13 protein-coding genes are annotated in these 15,505 nt (G+C 68.1%); 4 read left to right on the top strand and 9 right to left on the bottom strand.

Annotated elements, in window-relative coordinates; all coding sequences use genetic code 11:
• Positions 1 to 5 precede the first annotated feature (5 nt).
• The 7 genes from pyrF to pyrR form a co-directional block, all read right to left on the bottom strand.
• Positions 6 to 830 (bottom strand): orotidine-5'-phosphate decarboxylase, encoded by an 825-nt coding sequence (gene pyrF / locus GLP40_RS19960; RefSeq protein WP_154789483.1) that lies wholly within the window; start codon positions 828 to 830, stop codon positions 6 to 8.
• Positions 827 to 4,132 (bottom strand): carbamoyl-phosphate synthase large subunit, encoded by a 3,306-nt coding sequence (carB, locus tag GLP40_RS19955; protein WP_154789482.1) that lies wholly within the window; start codon positions 4,130 to 4,132, stop codon positions 827 to 829. Before carB ends, pyrF begins: the two co-directional genes overlap by 4 nt.
• Complete coding sequence (gene carA / locus GLP40_RS19950; protein ID WP_154789481.1) at positions 4,132 to 5,271, bottom strand: glutamine-hydrolyzing carbamoyl-phosphate synthase small subunit; 1,140 nt, start codon at positions 5,269 to 5,271, stop codon at positions 4,132 to 4,134. The genes carB and carA overlap by 1 nt, the downstream gene beginning before the upstream one ends.
• A 146-nt stretch (positions 5,272 to 5,417) precedes the next feature.
• On the bottom strand, positions 5,418 to 5,915 hold the full coding sequence (locus GLP40_RS19945) for a PH-like domain-containing protein (RefSeq protein ID WP_154789480.1): 498 nt from the start codon (positions 5,913 to 5,915) through the stop codon (positions 5,418 to 5,420).
• Between the two features lie 105 nt (positions 5,916 to 6,020).
• A complete protein-coding gene (locus GLP40_RS19940; RefSeq protein WP_154789479.1) occupies positions 6,021 to 7,316 on the bottom strand; it encodes a dihydroorotase in 1,296 nt (431 codons plus the stop codon).
• Complete coding sequence (locus tag GLP40_RS19935; protein WP_328290419.1) at positions 7,313 to 8,278, bottom strand: aspartate carbamoyltransferase catalytic subunit; 966 nt, start codon at positions 8,276 to 8,278, stop codon at positions 7,313 to 7,315. The genes GLP40_RS19940 and GLP40_RS19935 overlap by 4 nt, the downstream gene beginning before the upstream one ends.
• Positions 8,275 to 8,913 carry a bifunctional pyr operon transcriptional regulator/uracil phosphoribosyltransferase PyrR gene (gene pyrR, locus GLP40_RS19930; RefSeq protein WP_154789478.1) on the bottom strand — a complete coding sequence of 213 codons (639 nt, stop codon included), beginning with the start codon at positions 8,911 to 8,913 and terminating at the stop codon, positions 8,275 to 8,277. The genes GLP40_RS19935 and pyrR overlap by 4 nt, the downstream gene beginning before the upstream one ends.
• Positions 8,914 to 9,324: 411 nt before the next feature.
• On the opposite strand from pyrR, the gene GLP40_RS19925 reads away from it, so the two are divergent.
• The 4 genes from GLP40_RS19925 to GLP40_RS19910 all read left to right on the top strand — a co-directional run bounded on the left by GLP40_RS19925 (position 9,325) and on the right by GLP40_RS19910 (position 13,465).
• Positions 9,325 to 10,215, top strand: coding sequence for an alpha/beta fold hydrolase (locus tag GLP40_RS19925; protein WP_328290418.1), 891 nt, complete (start codon positions 9,325 to 9,327; stop codon positions 10,213 to 10,215).
• A gap of 1,027 nt (positions 10,216 to 11,242) precedes the next feature.
• A complete protein-coding gene (locus GLP40_RS19920; RefSeq protein WP_154789477.1) occupies positions 11,243 to 11,698 on the top strand; it encodes a roadblock/LC7 domain-containing protein in 456 nt (151 codons plus the stop codon).
• A gap of 49 nt (positions 11,699 to 11,747) precedes the next feature.
• Positions 11,748 to 12,119, top strand: coding sequence for a hypothetical protein (locus GLP40_RS19915; protein ID WP_154789476.1), 372 nt, complete (start codon positions 11,748 to 11,750; stop codon positions 12,117 to 12,119).
• 719 nt (positions 12,120 to 12,838) lie between these two features.
• Positions 12,839 to 13,465 (top strand): alpha-ketoglutarate-dependent dioxygenase AlkB, encoded by a 627-nt coding sequence (locus tag GLP40_RS19910; protein ID WP_154789475.1) that lies wholly within the window; start codon positions 12,839 to 12,841, stop codon positions 13,463 to 13,465.
• Between the two features lie 151 nt (positions 13,466 to 13,616).
• Here the strand turns inward: GLP40_RS19910 and GLP40_RS19905 are convergent, their stop codons facing one another.
• Together GLP40_RS19905 and GLP40_RS19900 are read right to left on the bottom strand one after the other, a co-directional pair.
• Entirely contained in the window at positions 13,617 to 14,849 is a 1,233-nt protein-coding gene (locus GLP40_RS19905; protein WP_154789474.1) for an FAD-dependent oxidoreductase, read from the bottom strand.
• 81 nt (positions 14,850 to 14,930) lie between these two features.
• Positions 14,931 to 15,443, bottom strand: coding sequence for a DUF4334 domain-containing protein (locus tag GLP40_RS19900; RefSeq protein WP_230329767.1), 513 nt, complete (start codon positions 15,441 to 15,443; stop codon positions 14,931 to 14,933).
• Positions 15,444 to 15,505 lie beyond the last annotated feature (62 nt).

Raw genomic sequence — 15,505 nt, 5'->3', positions numbered from 1 at the left:
GCGAATCAGTTCTGTAAGAAGGCGAATTCCTCGCTGAGTTCGGCGACCTTGGCCCGCAGCGCGGCCACGGACGGTCCCGCGCGCAGGACCTCGCGCGAGACATTGGGCACGACCGCGCCGAGCTCGGTATCCGGAACCAGCTTTCGGATGGAGTCCGCTCCCCCGCCCTGCGCGCCGACGCCGGGCATCAGAATGGGGCCGTTGAGCTTGCTCAGGTCGGGCGCATCGGTCAGCGTCGCACCGACCACCACACCCACCGAGCCGAACTCGGCGCCCGCGTTGACCGCGGCCGCGTCGTCGACCATGCGCTGGGCGATGCTACGGCCGTCCGGACCGGTGATGGTCTGCAATTCCACCGCCTCCGGGTTGGAGGTGGCGGCCAGCACGAACACACCCCGGTCATTGGCCTTGGCCAGGTCCAGAGCCGGTGCCAGCGAACCGAATCCGAGATACGGGGACACGGTGACCGCATCGGCGCCGAGCGGCCCCTCACCGAGCCAGGCGTGAGCGTAGGCGTCCATGGTGGAGCCGATATCGCCGCGCTTGGCGTCGGCGAGCACCAGGGTGCCCGCCGCCCGCAACGCGGCGATGGTCTCCTCCAACACCATGATTCCGGCCGAACCGTAGGTCTCGAAGAACGCCACCTGCGGCTTGACCAGGGCGACCCGGCCCGCGAACGCCCGCACGCAGGCGTCGGCAAACGTCGCCACCCCGGCCGCGTCCTCGGTCAGTCCCCAGGCCCGCAGCAGCGGCGGATGCGGGTCGATGCCCACGCACAGCGGGCCGTGCGCGCGCATCGACTCCCGCAGCCGCACACCGAATGTCGTCATCCGCGCAGCACCGCGTGAAGTTCCTGCAGCGACCGCACCCCGATGCCGCCACGAATGGTGGCCTCGATACCCTGCACGGCCGCGGCCGCGCCCTGCACGGTGGTGATGCACGGGATGTTCGCGCCCACCGCGGCGGTGCGGATCTCGTAGCCGTCCACGCGCGGACCGTTGTTGCCGTACGGGGTGTTGAACACGATATCGACGTCGCCGTCCTTGATCATGTCCACGATGCTGGGCTCCTCCGGCGCGTTGTCGGAATGCTTGCGCACCTGATCGCACGGAATGCCGTTGCGGCGCAGCATCTCCGCGGTGCCCTCGGTGGCGAGAATGCGGAAGCCCAGGTCGTGCAGGCGCTTGACCGGGAACACCATGGCGCGCTTGTCGCGGTTGGCGATGGACACGAACGCGGTGCCCTCGGTCGGCAGCGAACCGTAGGCGGCCGACTGCGACTTGGCGAAGGCGGTGCCGAAATCGGCGTCGATGCCCATGACCTCGCCGGTGGACTTCATTTCCGGGGAGAGCAGCGAATCCACGCCGCTGCCGTCGGGGCGGCGGAAACGGTGGAAGGGCAGCACGGCCTCCTTGACCGCGACCGGGGCGTCGATCGGCGCGTAGCCGCCGTCCCCCTCGGCCGGGAGCAGGCCCTCCTTGCGCAGTTCGGCGATGGTGGCGCCCAGCGCGATTCGCGCGGCGGCCTTCGCGAGCGGCACCGCGGTGGCCTTGGAGACGAACGGCACGGTGCGGCTGGCGCGCGGGTTGGCCTCGAGGACATAGAGCACGTCGTCCTTGAGCGCGTACTGCACGTTCAGCAGGCCCTTCACTCCGATGCCCTTGGCGAGCGCGGCGGTCGAGCGGCGCACGGCCTCGATATCGCTGCGGCCCAGGGTGATCGGCGGCAGGGCGCACGCCGAGTCGCCGGAGTGGATACCGGCCTCCTCGATGTGCTCCATGACGCCGCCCAGGTAGACCTCCTCGCCGTCGCACAGGGCGTCGACGTCGATCTCGATAGCGTCCTCCAGGAACCGGTCGACCAGCACCGGGTGGTCCGGGGTGATCTCGGTGGCGCGGGAGATGTAGTCCTCGAGGGACTTCTCGTCGTAGACGATCTCCATGCCGCGCCCGCCCAGCACGTACGACGGGCGCACCAGCACCGGGTAACCGATCTCGTGCGCGATCTTCTTGGCCTGCGGGAAGGTGGTCGCGGTGCCGTACTTGGGAGCCGGAAGGCCCGCCGCGACGAGCACATCGCCGAACTCGCCGCGGTCCTCGGCCAGGTCGATGGCGGCCGCCGAGGTGCCGACCACGGGCACACCCGCGTCGGTGAGACGCTGGGCCAGGCTCAGCGGGGTCTGGCCGCCGAGCTGGCAGATGACGCCCGCGACGGTGCCGGACTCGGTTTCGGCGTGATACACCTCGAGCACGTCCTCGAAGGTGAGCGGTTCGAAGTAGAGGCGGTCGGCGGTGTCGTAGTCGGTCGACACGGTCTCCGGGTTGCAGTTGACCATGATGGTCTCGTAACCCGCGCCCGACAGCGTCTGCGCCGCGTGCACGCAGGAGTAGTCGAACTCGATGCCCTGGCCGATGCGGTTCGGTCCGGAGCCGAGGATGATGACCTTCTCCCGCTCCTTCTGCGGCGCCACTTCGGATTCCGCGGCGGGATCCAGCTCGTAGGCCGAGTAGTGGTACGGGGTCTTGGCCTCGAACTCGGCGGCGCAGGTGTCGACGGTCTTGAACACCGGCCGGATGCCGAGGCGGTGGCGCAGCTCGCGCACGCCGCCCTCACCGGCGAGTTCCGGTCGCAGCGAAGCGATCTGGCGATCGGAGAGGCCGTAGTGCTTGGCGGTGCGCAGCAGCGGCTCGTCCAGCACCGGGGCGTCGATGATCTCCTGGCGCAGCTCCACCAGGCCCGCGACCTCGGCCACGAACCACGGGTCGATGCCGGAGGCGGCGGCCACGTCCTCGATGCTCGCGCCCAGGCGCAGCGCGCGCTCCACCTGGTAGATGCGGCCCTCGGTGGGGACCTTCAGGTCGTCGAGGATGGCCTGCACATCGGTCCACGCGCCGTCGGGCTGAGTCCAGAAGCCCGCGGCCTTGGTCTCGAGCGAGCGCAGCACCTTGCCCAGCGCCTCGGAGAAGTTGCGGCCCATGGACATCGCCTCGCCGACCGACTTCATGGTGGTGGTCAGCGTCGGGTCCGCGCCCGGGAACTTCTCGAAGGCGAAGCGCGGGGCCTTGACCACGACGTAGTCGAGGGTCGGCTCGAAGCAGGCCGGGGTCTCGCCGGTGATGTCGTTGAGGATCTCGTCGAGGGTGTAGCCGATGGCCAGCTTGGCGGCGATCTTCGCGATCGGGAATCCCGTTGCCTTGGAAGCCAGGGCGGACGAGCGCGAGACGCGCGGATTCATCTCGATGACGATCAGGCGACCGTCGCGCGGATCCACCGCGAACTGGATATTGCAGCCGCCGGTGTCGACGCCGACCTCGCGCAGGATGGCGATGCCGAGATCGCGCATCTTCTGGTATTCGCGGTCGGTGAGGGTCATGGCCGGGGCGACGGTGACCGAGTCACCGGTGTGCACCCCCATGGGGTCCACGTTCTCGATCGAGCAGACGATGACGACATTGTCCTTGCCGTCACGCATGAGCTCGAGCTCGAATTCCTTCCAGCCCAGAATGGATTCCTCGATGAGGACGTTCGCGGTGGGCGAGGCGGCCAGGCCGCCCCCGGCGATGCGATCGAGGTCCTCGTTGTCGTAGGCCATGCCCGAGCCCAGGCCGCCCATGGTGAACGACGGGCGCACGACCACCGGGAAGCCCAGTTCCGCAACGGTTTCGCGGACCTCGTCCATGGTGTAGCAGACCTTGGAGCGCGCGGACTCGCCGCCGACCTTGGCGACGATGTCCTTGAACTTCTGCCGGTCCTCGCCGCGCTGGATGGCCTCGAAGTCGGCGCCGATCAGCTCGACGTCGTACTTCTCGAGAATGCCGTTCTCATGCAGGGCGACAGCGCAGTTGAGGGCGGTCTGGCCGCCCAGGGTCGCGAGGATGGCGTCGGGGCGCTCCTTGGCGATGACCTTCTCGACGAACTCCCAGGTGATCGGCTCCACATAGGTCGAGTCGGCGAACTCCGGGTCGGTCATGATGGTCGCCGGGTTGGAGTTCACCAGCGACACGCGCAGGCCCTCGGACCGCAGGACGCGACACGCCTGGGTTCCCGAGTAGTCGAACTCGCAGGCCTGGCCGATGACGATCGGGCCCGAGCCGATCACCAGGATGTGGTTGAGATCGGTGCGGCGTGGCATCAGGCTCCTTCCATCAGCATGGCGAAACGGTCGAACAGGTAGGCGGCGTCGTGGGGTCCGGCCGCGGCCTCGGGGTGGTATTGCACGGAGAAGGCGCGGCCGCTCACCAGCTGCACACCTTCGACGACACCGTCATTGGCGCAGACGTGGCTGACCTCGGCCTTGCCGAAGGGGGTGTCGAAGACCTCGCCGCGCTCGCCCTCGAGGGCGAAGCCGTGGTTCTGGGCGGTGATCGAGATCCGGCCCGAATGATGCTCGACGACCGGCACATTGATGCCGCGGTGGCCGAACTTCATCTTGTAGGTGTTGCGGCCCAGCGCCCGGCCCAGAATCTGGTTGCCGAAGCAGATGCCGAACAGCGGCAGGCCCTCGCCCAGGACACCCTGGGTCAGCGCGACCTGGGTGTCGGCGGTGGCCGGGTCGCCCGGACCGTTGGACAGGAACACGCCGTCGGGGTTCAGTTCCTTGATCTGGTCCAGGGTCACGTTCGAGGGCACCACGTGCACCCGCATGCCGCGCTGGGCGAACATGCGCGGGGTGTTGGACTTGATGCCGAGGTCGACTGCGACGACCGTGAATCGGTGCTCGCCGATCGGGTCGATGGTGTACATCTGGTCGGTCGAGACCTCACCGGCCAGATCCGCGCCCAGCATGGGCTGCTGGCCGTTGACCCGCGCCACCAGCTCCTCGTAGTCGCCGAGCGACTCGCCGGAGAAGATGCCCGCCTTCATCGAACCGCGGGTGCGCAGGTGCCGCACGAGGGCTCGGGTGTCGATGCCCGCGATGCCGACGATGTTCTGGTTTTCCAGCTCCTCCTGCAGGGTGCGCTTGGCGCGCCAGTTGGAGGCGCGGCGCGCGGGGTCGCGCACCGCGTACCCGGCGACCCAGATCTTGGAGGACTCGTCGTCCTCGTCGTTCCAGCCGGTGTTGCCGATCTGCGGCGCGGTGGCCACCACGATCTGGCGGTCGTAGCTGGGATCGGTGAGGGTCTCCTGGTAGCCCGTCATGGCGGTACAGAACACCGCCTCACCCAAAGTCTGCCCGACGGCGCCGAAGGTCGTCCCGCGGAACACGCGGCCGTCCTCGAGCACCATCGCCGCGACATCTCCCCCTGCCTCGCCCCGATTCCCGCTGCTCATGTTGAGTCCCTTCTGGAATGAGCGGGGGGCCTCCATGGTTACGCGGGCTGCCGCCTCCGGCCCCTGACCGCTCATTCCGTGTCCCTTCTGGAATGAGCGCGGGGCCTCCATGGTTACGCGGGCTGCCGCCTCCGGCCCCTGACCGCTCATTCCGTGTCTCCCGTCTTCGTAGCGCCGGTCCATGCCGGGTACACCGTCTTGTCATCGCCACGGAAACCGGTATCCACCTCGGTCCCGGTCGGCAATGTCCAGCGAATGACCAGCACACCGTCTTCCGTCATTACCTTGCCCGCGTGCCCGCGCTCGGCGCGCACCGCGGTAATGGATTCCTGGGGAATCCAGATCGTCGCCGCGCCGTCCCGCTCCAGCAGGATGCCGCGTTCGAATCGGGTCAGTTCCGCCGTGGCACGGAAACCCAGGTCGCCCACGGTGATTCGCTGAATCCAGCTCGGGGCGAGGGTGCTGCCGAGGTAGAGCCCCGTGGTCGGCTCCAGCAGCTGCGCGCCGCAGTCGGCGGGCACCGCGGGCAGGTCGCCGATCGCGGAGGCCTGCTTCTTGGCCCGCCCGGTCCACGCCCGGTACATGAGCCACAGGCACAGTGCGAACAGCACCACAAAACCCAGCACTTGCAGCGTTCGCTCCATTACGGTCCTCCGTGTCCATCGAGGAATGGGTGGGGGGCCTGCGTGGTCACGCAAGCTTCCGCCTCCGGCCCCTGACCGCTCATTCCGGGGTCCCGACCCGCCGGCTCAACCGGCGACGATCTTGCCGTCCCGGGCGGTGAGCCGGCCGCGCAGGAAGGTGGCGGTCACCTTCGCGGGCAGGGTCATCGCCTGGAAGGGCGTGTTGCGGGCGATCGAGGCGAGGTCGTCCGCCTCCACCGTCCATTCGGCGGCCGGATCGATCAGCACCAGGTTGGCGGGTTCGCCGACCGCGAGCGGCCGGCCCTGATCGTCCAGGCCCACGATCCGCGCCGGGTTCTCGCTCATGACCCGCGCGACGCCGCGCCAGTCGAGCAGTCCGGGCTTGACCATGGTCTCCACGATGATCGACAGCGCCGTCTCCAGGCCGAGCATGCCGGGACGCGCTGCCGCGAACTCGCAGCACTTGTCCTGATCGGCGTGCGGGGCGTGGTCGGTGGCGACACAGTCGACGACGCCCTCGGCGAGGGCCTGACGCAGTGCGGCCACATCGGAGGCCTCGCGCAGCGGCGGGTTCACCCGGTTCACCGCATCGTAGGTCTCCAGGCGCGAGTCGTCCAGCAGCAGGTGGTGCGGGGTGACCTCGGCGGTGATCGAAATGCCCTGGGCCTTGGCCCATTTCAGCAGTTCGACGGTGCCGGCGGTGGAGGCGTGGCAGATGTGCACGCGAGCGCCGGCATCGCGAGCCAGCAGCGCGTCACGAGCCACGATGGACTCCTCGGCGGCGCGCGGCCAGCCGGCCAGGCCCAGGCGGGAGGCGGTCGGGCCCTCGTGCGCGACCGCGCCCTTGGTCAGGCGAGGCTCCTCGGCGTGCTGGGCGATGAGTACGCCCAGCGAGTTCGCGTATTCGAGGGCGCGGCGCATGATCAGCGGGTCGTAGACGCAGTGGCCATCGTCGGAGAAGATGCGCACCGCGCCGACTCCGGCTGCCATGGTTCCCATTTCGGCGAGCTGCTTGCCCTCGAGGCCGACGGTGACCGCGCCCACCGGATGCACGTCGACCAGGCCGACCTCCTGGCCACGCTTCCACACGTAGTCGGTAATGACCGCGGTATCGGCGACCGGGCTGGTGTTGGCCATGGCGAACACGGCAGTATATCCGCCCAGAGCCGCTGCGGCGGAACCGGATTCGATGGTCTCGGTGTCCTCGCGGCCCGGCTCGCGCAGGTGGGTGTGCAGGTCGATGAAGCCCGGAAGCAGGACCTGACCCGCGCCGTCGACGGTTTGGGCGTCGATGACGCCGAGGTCGGTGCCGATCTCGCGGATCTCGCCGTCTGCCAGCAGCACGTCGACCGGGTCGCCCTCGCCGTAGAGACGGACGTTCTTGATCACGACGTTGTTCATGCCACCACCTCGTCGGTTCCGACCAGCAGGCGGAACAGCACCGCCATGCGCATATGGACTCCGTTGTTGACCTGTTGCAGCACAGCGGCTTTCGGGGAATCCGCGACCGAGAAACCGATCTCCATGCCGCGCAGCATGGGTCCGGGATGCAGCACCACCGCGTGCTCGTCGAGCATCTGCATGCGGCGTTCGCTGAGGCCGTACCGGATCGAGTACTCGCGCGCCGACGGGAAGAAGCCGCCGTTCATGCGCTCGGCCTGCACACGCAACATCATGACCGCGTCCGCGCCCGGCAGCTCGGCGTCGAGGGAGTCCGAGACCCGGACCGGCCAGGCTTCGACGCCCACCGGCAACAGGGTGCGCGGCGCGACCAGGACTACCTCCGCACCGAGGGTGTCGAGCAGGAAAGCATTCGAGCGCGCGACCCGGCTGTGCAGGATATCGCCGACCAGCACGACCCGCTTGCCCTCCAGGTCGCCGAGGCGCTGCCGCAGGGTCAGCGCGTCGAGCAGGGCCTGGGTCGGGTGCTCGTGCATGCCGTCACCGGCATTGATGATGGCGGGGCCGGGACCCGTGTAACCGCTTGCGGACTCGTCCATCTCGGCGAACCAGCGCGCGATCTGATGCGCCGCGCCCGATGCCGGATGCCGGATGATGAGCGCGTCCGCGCCCGCCGCGTGCAGCGTCAGCGCGGTGTCTCGCAGCGATTCGCCCTTGGACACCGAGGAACTCGACGCGCTGACATTGATGACGTCGGCGCTCATCCATTTGCCCGCGACCTCGAAGGAGACGCGGGTGCGGGTGGAATTCTCGAAGAACACCGTCATGACGGTGCGCCCGCGCAGCGTCGGGAGCTTCTTGACCTCGCGGCCCAGCAGCGCCTGCTCGAACCGCTCGGCCTCGTCGAGCAGACCGGTGGCGGCGCCGCGGTCCAGGTCGGTGACCGACAGCAGATGCTTCACCGGTTGTCACCTTCCTGACGCAGGTACACACCGTCGCGGCCGTCGTGCTCACGCAGCAGCACCGAGATGTCCTCGGTGCGGGCGGTGGGGACGTTCTTGCCCACATAGTCGGCGCGGATGGGGAGTTCGCGGTGGCCGCGATCGATGAGCACCGCGAGCTGCACCGCACGCGGACGGCCCAGATCGCGCAGGCCGTCCAGGGCGGAGCGGACGGTGCGGCCGGAGAACAGGACATCGTCGACCAGCACCACCAGCGCGTCCTCGATCCCGCCCTCGGGCACCGAGGTGCGCTCGAGCGGACGATGCGGCTTGGAGCGCAGGTCATCGCGGTAGAGAGTGATGTCCAGGGAACCGATCGCGGGGCGCACGCCGGAGAACTCCTCGATCCGGCCCGCCAGACGATGGGCGAGAGTGGTTCCGCGGGTGGGGATTCCGATCAGCACCACACGGGCAACATGGGGGTCGCCGGAGTCCAGAGCAGTCTTCTCGATGATCTGGTGCGCCATGCGCGCGATGGTCCGGCCGACATCCGAATCCGAGAGCAGCTCGCGTCCGGCCTGGACCCGGTCCGGGTCGTGCCGCTGCGAGAACTCGGCAGCGCTCGACTTGGCCGCCCGGTCTTCGGGCACAGCCATGCCGACCTCCTTCCCCGCCTCACGGGACGGTCCGTTAAAGGATGTCTTTCGAGCGGTCACCCTACCAGCGCGCTTTCACCCCCTTGACCCGGCACCCCTCCGCAATCACGGTCCGCATGCCTTCCAGCGACATGCCGTGACGTGCCCGAATCCCGAACCCCCAGACCAACCGGCAAGCCCGCAGCTATGCGAACCCGACCACCCTGTGTCCAGGTTCACGATCGGCAGCCGGAGCAGTCGGGGTGTCGTGCGAGGTCGGCATCGATCGCCGTGAGCGGGGTGAACCGCTCAGGCCCTCCGGTGCCGGTGTGATCGCCACCGACGAACCCGGCCGCCTCCGACGGGTCGCCGATGCTGGCTACCAGTCAGTATCTTCATACACCGTAAACCGATGTGTGCGATGCTCGAGGGGTGAGCAATGACGCTGAATTCACCGAACCCGCCCGGGTGAGCTTCCGCGGGCACGGCGGGATCACCATCGCCGGGGACAGCTGGGGCCCCCAAGACGGCCCGCTGGTGGTATTCCTGCACGGCGGCGGGCAGACCCGCGGCTCGTGGAAGGACTCCGGACTCGCCCTGGCCAAGGCCGGGATGCATGCGGTCCTCCTCGACGCGCGCGGACACGGCGACAGCGACTGGGACCCCGACGGCAACTACCGCCGCGAGGCCATGGTCGAAGACCTCATGGCGGCACTGCGCGAACTCGACAAGCCCGCGTTCATCGTCGGAGCCAGCATGGGCGGCCTCACCGGACTCATGGCCACCACCCACCCCGAGCGCGAGCGCATCACCGGCCTGGTTCTCGTCGACGTGGTACCGCGCCCCGAACGCAAGGGCGTCGAGCGCGTCATCAATTTCCTGAGCAGCAACCCGGAGGGCTTCGCCAGCCTCGAGGAGGCCGCCGACGCCGTCGCCGCCTACCTCCCCCACCGTCGGCGCCCGCGCAATCCCGAAGGCCTGCAACGCAATCTACGCCAGCGCGCCGACGGCCGCTGGTACTGGCACTGGGATCCGGCCATGATGGGCGGCCCGCGCGACGGCCGCGGCGAGGAGATCGACGTCCACACCGAGCAGCTGGAGAACGCGGCCCGTCAGCTGGATATTCCAGTGCTGCTGGTGCGTGGCGCGCTCTCCGACGTCGTCAGCGAAGAGGGCGTCGCGGCCTTCCGTGCGCTGGTCCCGCACGCCGACTACACCGAGATCGGCACCGCCGCCCACACCGCCGCCAGCGACGCCAATGACGAATTCACCGACGCGGTGGTCGATTTCGTGCGCGCGCAGGTGAGCAAGCAGGGCCGGTAGCCCCTATTTCGCGGTGAACACCCGGTCGAGCAGGTGGTCGAGTAGTTCGACCGCCGTCTCCCGGGTGGCCCCGCCGGCCAGGACCGCCCGACCGATCCCGGTGACCGCGAGCACGACCAGCTCCGCATCGAGTTCCAGTGCACGCGTATCGGGTTTCCCCCCGGACGCTCCCGCGGCAGCTGCTCGGAGAAGCCGGTGATCAGATACCGCGGCGCACCCATCATCTCCTCCGAGGTGACGGGTATTCCCGGTCGGATCGGCCGCATGAACGCCGCGAACACCCGATTGTCCTGACGCCGCACATCATCCAGCGGCATCAGGCCGATCGACACCGCCCTGATGACCTCGCGCGGGTGATTCCGCGGTTCCTCGACTTCGTGAACCGGCACGATCAGGTCCGGGCCCGAGTGATATCGGACGCTCGCGGCCAGGCCCAACGCCCGGCCGCACGCATGTCGACCATTCAGACCGAGGCCGCCAGCCGCGTGCCGACCGGAGAGCCTCGAAGCAGCCCTGCCCCGCGTGACCGATCGGCGTGCGAAGTCAACGAACGCGACACGACTGGTCGGTCGGATTTGAAATGCCCGGGCGCGCAACTCGTCCGGAGTCGACGGTTCGGATATGACGGAGCGCCAACCCTGAAATTCATTCTCGGTACCGGATTACAAGTTGTTGCTGCGCATTCGCCGATGGATCGCTATCCTGGATGGAGTCGAAGGTGGGCTTGTGAAACCATCAGCGCCCCAATGGGATCAGAGGCGTTGACGCGCGCACGTCATGGTCATTGTGTTCGTTCGTCCAGTTGCGGTGGTTTCGGAATCGAAGCGCTGTGCCGCGGCAATGCAGAGCTCGTCATAGATCACGCAGTGACACAACGTGTTCGGCTCGAGATCGACAGGGGTACGTGGCGCCCAGCCGGGGCGGGCACGCCGCACGCGCACGTTTCCGTGTGGAGCGTCGCCGGGCCGCGGTGCGAAGTCGCACGAGTTTGAGCGAAGAGGTTCCAGCCGAGACAGGAGACGAGCCTATGACGATCACGCCGGAAGCCATCACCCTCACCGGACCGGGAAGCGGCGCTCGTATCAATTCACCGCGTACGGATTCGGTGGACAGCGACCTCGACGCCCACCTGCGTACGCTGCGTCGACGTGTTCCGCATCTGATCGGATCCGCAGTGGCCTCGAGTGACGGCCTGCTGATGGCCGAGGATCTCCCGGATGTCATAGAAGCAACCGGCATCGCGGCGCTGACCGCGGCACTGCTGTCGGTGTCGCTGACCTTCGCGGCCGCCACCCACGGCGCCGACCTGCACGAGGTGGTGCTCGACAGCGGCGTCGGTCATGTGGCGGTCTACCGCGCCGGCCCCACGGCCTGCCTGGCCCTGCTCACGGACTCCGACGCCACGCTGGCCCGTGTTCATCTGGAGGCCCGCCCGGCGGCCCGCGCCATCGCAGCGACATTGGCGCCGGCCCATCGCCACTGACGGCACCTGAATTCCACTGATCGGTGATATCACATAGAAAGGGAGACCCATGTCGAATCTGGATGTGGCACTGAAGGAAATGATGAACATCGACGGGGCGCTCGGCGCCGCGGTCGTCGACTACAGCAGCGGGATGACCCTCGGCACCGCCGGGGGATCCCGATCCCTGGACCTGCAGGTCGGCGCGGCCGGCAATACCGAGGTGGTCCGCGCCAAGATGCGCACCATCGAACAGCTCGGCCTCGACGAGGGGATCGAAGACATCCTGATCACCCTGACCGGTCAGTACCATCTGCTGCGCCCACTGAGCGCCCACCCGTCGAGTCGCCTGTTCCTCTATCTCGCCCTCGACCGCATCCGCGGCAATCTCGCTCTGGCTCGTCACCATCTGCGCAAGATCGACGAAGAACTCGAAATCTGAATCAGCCGCCGCCGCAACCGTTTCCACGGTCCCTCGAATGACGAGGGACCGGACTGCCATCCCACGCGGCTACGACCGCACACGGGTTGGGCTGGCAGGCATGACTGCCGGACAGAAAGGCGCTCCGGTAGTAAACGCCGAAGAATCCAACAACATTCGACGTATGAGCTGGGCAGAAGGCGTTTGCTCTCGTTGAGACCGCGGGCGAGGCTGTTGATGTTCGGCTCGGCTGCCGATGAGATTGATCGGTGTGCCAGAGGTTGGATTTCGTGCCGCCGCGGATGTTCGCAGACGAGGAGTTGCAGCTGAAAGACGCATGGCCCCAGTCCAGCGGCATCCGTGATCTGCCGCCGAGTGGTGAGCACCAGCACCAGCCCGTATTCGGCTGCCCGATCGGCATTCTCGTTGGATCGGTAGCCGCCGTCGATCTACCGGTTGGCGCCGACCTCATACGCCAACCACGTCCGGCAGATGCCCCCACCGATCGCCGCTGACACTCTCGGCTATCACCACAGCACCACAAACGAAACGCGCAGCCGGAAGCAGCAATCACCTGGAGCCGCCATGTCGCCGCCCCGGTTCCGATCACCCGTCGGTTGGAACCATCGCCGACCCGCGACAATTGAAGACGCGACCTCACCGGTCCGGAGCCCCCGGACCTCGCGGCACGCAACGGCCGGTATCGAACATATGTTCGCACCTGTGGTAGATTCTTGTGTATGTCGACACCTTGGCAGGGATCGCTTCTGGACGGCTTCGGGCAGGTGGAGCTCGGTGCACTGCGGGGGATGCGGCGCACCGAGCTCGGCGACGGAGCCTGGGTTGATCTGCTGCCGGGCTGGTTGAGCGGCGCGGACGTGCTGTTCGAACGGCTCGTGACGGAGGTGCCGTGGCGCGCGGATCGGCGAGCCATGTACGACCGGATGGTGGATGTGCCGCGGCTGCTGTGCTTCTACGACGCGGGGCGGGAGCTACCGGATCCGGTGCTGAGCGGGGCACGGGAGGCGTTGAGCGCATACTACTCCGGTGAACTGGGCGAGCCGTTCGCGACGGCGGGCCTGTGTTATTACCGCGACGGGGACGACAGCGTCGCCTGGCACGGCGATACGTTCGGACGCGGGGCGACCGAGGACACCATGGTGGCCATCGTCTCGGTGGGCGCGGCACGCGCGCTGCTGCTGCGCCCGCGCGGCGGCGGGGCGAGCGTGCGATATCCACTCGGGCACGGGGATCTCATCGTCATGGGCGGCTCCTGCCAGCGCACCTGGGAGCACGCGGTGCCCAAGACCAAGCGGCCCGTGGGGCCGCGCATCAGCATTCAATTCCGCCCGCGCGGTGTCCGGTAACGAGGGATTCGGACGCCGCGAGCACTCCCCGCACCGGAGGGATGTCAGCGGAACTCCGGCTGGAGGGCGACCCTCCGGTCGACCGGATCGTTTGCGGCACAGAGCGATTGACGGCCGCGCCTCGAACCGCGCTCGGGCGCCCGGCCACCGTTCAGGCGCGGCGGGCGAATTCCGGAACCGGTTCGGAAATGACACCCCGTGCCACCAGGAAGATGGGAAGACTGCGTATCACCGGGATACGGCGGAAGACCTTCAACGGCATGGGCGTGTCGCGAGAATTCGAGATATTCAGCCGACCCGCGACGGCTGGGCGCACAAGCTGAGCATGGGCCAGGCGCTGCATGCCCTGGACGACGGCGGTCGGCAGCAGCCGGCGGCGCTGCACCCGGGCCAGATCCGCGGTGGTCACGGTGTGCGACAGCAGTTTAGGACCGAGAATGCGCGCCGCGGCGACCGCGTCCTGGACCGCCAGGTTGATGCCGACCCCGCCGATCGGCGACATGGCGTGTGCGGCGTCGCCGATGCACAGCAGCCCGTCGGTGTACCACCGGTCCAGCCGATCCAGTTTGACGTCCAGCAGTTTCACCTCGTCCCAGCTCTGGAGGGCGTCGATGCGGTCGGTCAGCCACGGCACCACTGCGGCGAGGCTGCGCATGATCTCCGCGACCGGTTGCCGCGCCCGCAATTCCGGGTCGCTGCCCTTGGCGATGAGGGTGGCGCTCTGCCAGTAGTCGCCGCGGTCGAACATGACCACCACTCGATGGGCGCTGACCACCGCGATCAGCCCGGCCGGGTCGGTGCCGTGGCGCGGGATCCGGAACCACCAGGTGTCGAAGGGTGTCGCCCAGTTCCGCACCCCGAGACCGGCACCCGCGCGCAGCACCGACGAGCGGCCGTCGCAAGCGACCGTGAGGTCGGCCCGAATCTCCCCGGTCGCACCGTCTTTCGTGCGGTAGTGGACACCGGTTACCCGGCCGTGCTCGTGCAGGAGATCCACCGCTTCGGTATTCAGCCGCAGCCGGAAGGTCGGTTCGACATCACCGGCGCGGGCCAGCAGATCCAAAAGATCCCACTGCGGCACCATGGCCACATACTTGTGCCTGCCCGGAATGTGCCCGAAGCTCGCCAGCGGCACCATCCGGCCACCGATGGGAATCTGCACGGTATTCAGCCGCCGCTGCGGCAGTTTCGCGAAGTCCTCACGCAGGCCCAGGGCATCGATGAGTTCCAGGGTGGTCGGATGCACGGTGTCGCCGCGGAAGTCGCGCAGGAAGTCACCGTGTTTCTCCAACACGGTGACCTCGACGCCGCCGCGGGCGAGCATCAGTCCCAGAAACATTCCCGCCGGTCCCCCACCGACGATGAGACAGGTCGTGCGTTCCATCGGGACCTCCCGAGCCGAAGACCACCGTCAACCTCGATGATAGGCCGAGTCCGGCTCGGGCACAGACGCTTCGCCGGCCCGCTACCGGTCGCGATACAGCACGAAGAAGTACGGTTCGTTCAGCCCGCGCTTATCCATGACGCCCAGTAGCGTGTTCTCGTCGACCCTGCGGAAGATATCGATGATCGGCAGATCGTCGTAGATCATTGCCGCACTGGTCTTTCCACGGAATTCCAGATTCCGTAGCCGCGCCCGCGGCGCACGGGTCCGCAGGAGCGGGCGCAACACGCCGAGCGAGCGCCGCACCGGCTTCAGCGCCGACGCCGGCACGTGCCCCGCCAGGAACAGCGGTACCCGCCGTGGATCGACGGCAAAGATATCCCCGCCGGGTCCGGAGAACAGCAGCGGCTGCACACTGTCCGCGCTGTCGAATTGCTTCCCGTACCAACCCGATTCCACCAGCAGCCTGTCCCAGGGATGTCCGGTCCCCACTTCGTCCCCGCGCCACCGACCGGTTGTCACCTCGTCGACGCGCACGGCGGGCAGGCTGTCGAACAATTCCCACGCCTGCGCGGCCGTACTTCCGGCGGCCATCAACGCCTCGAGGCGCGCGGCGCCCTCCGTCGCCGAGTCAGCGGCAACCATCATCATCTCCT

Origin of the sequence: Nocardia aurantiaca (assembly GCF_009708175.1) — a bacterium.
Taxonomy (GTDB): Bacteria; Actinomycetota; Actinomycetes; order Mycobacteriales; family Mycobacteriaceae; genus Nocardia; species Nocardia aurantiaca.
Note: the sequence above shows the minus strand (reverse complement) of the source record. Positions and strands in the feature narration are given on the sequence as shown.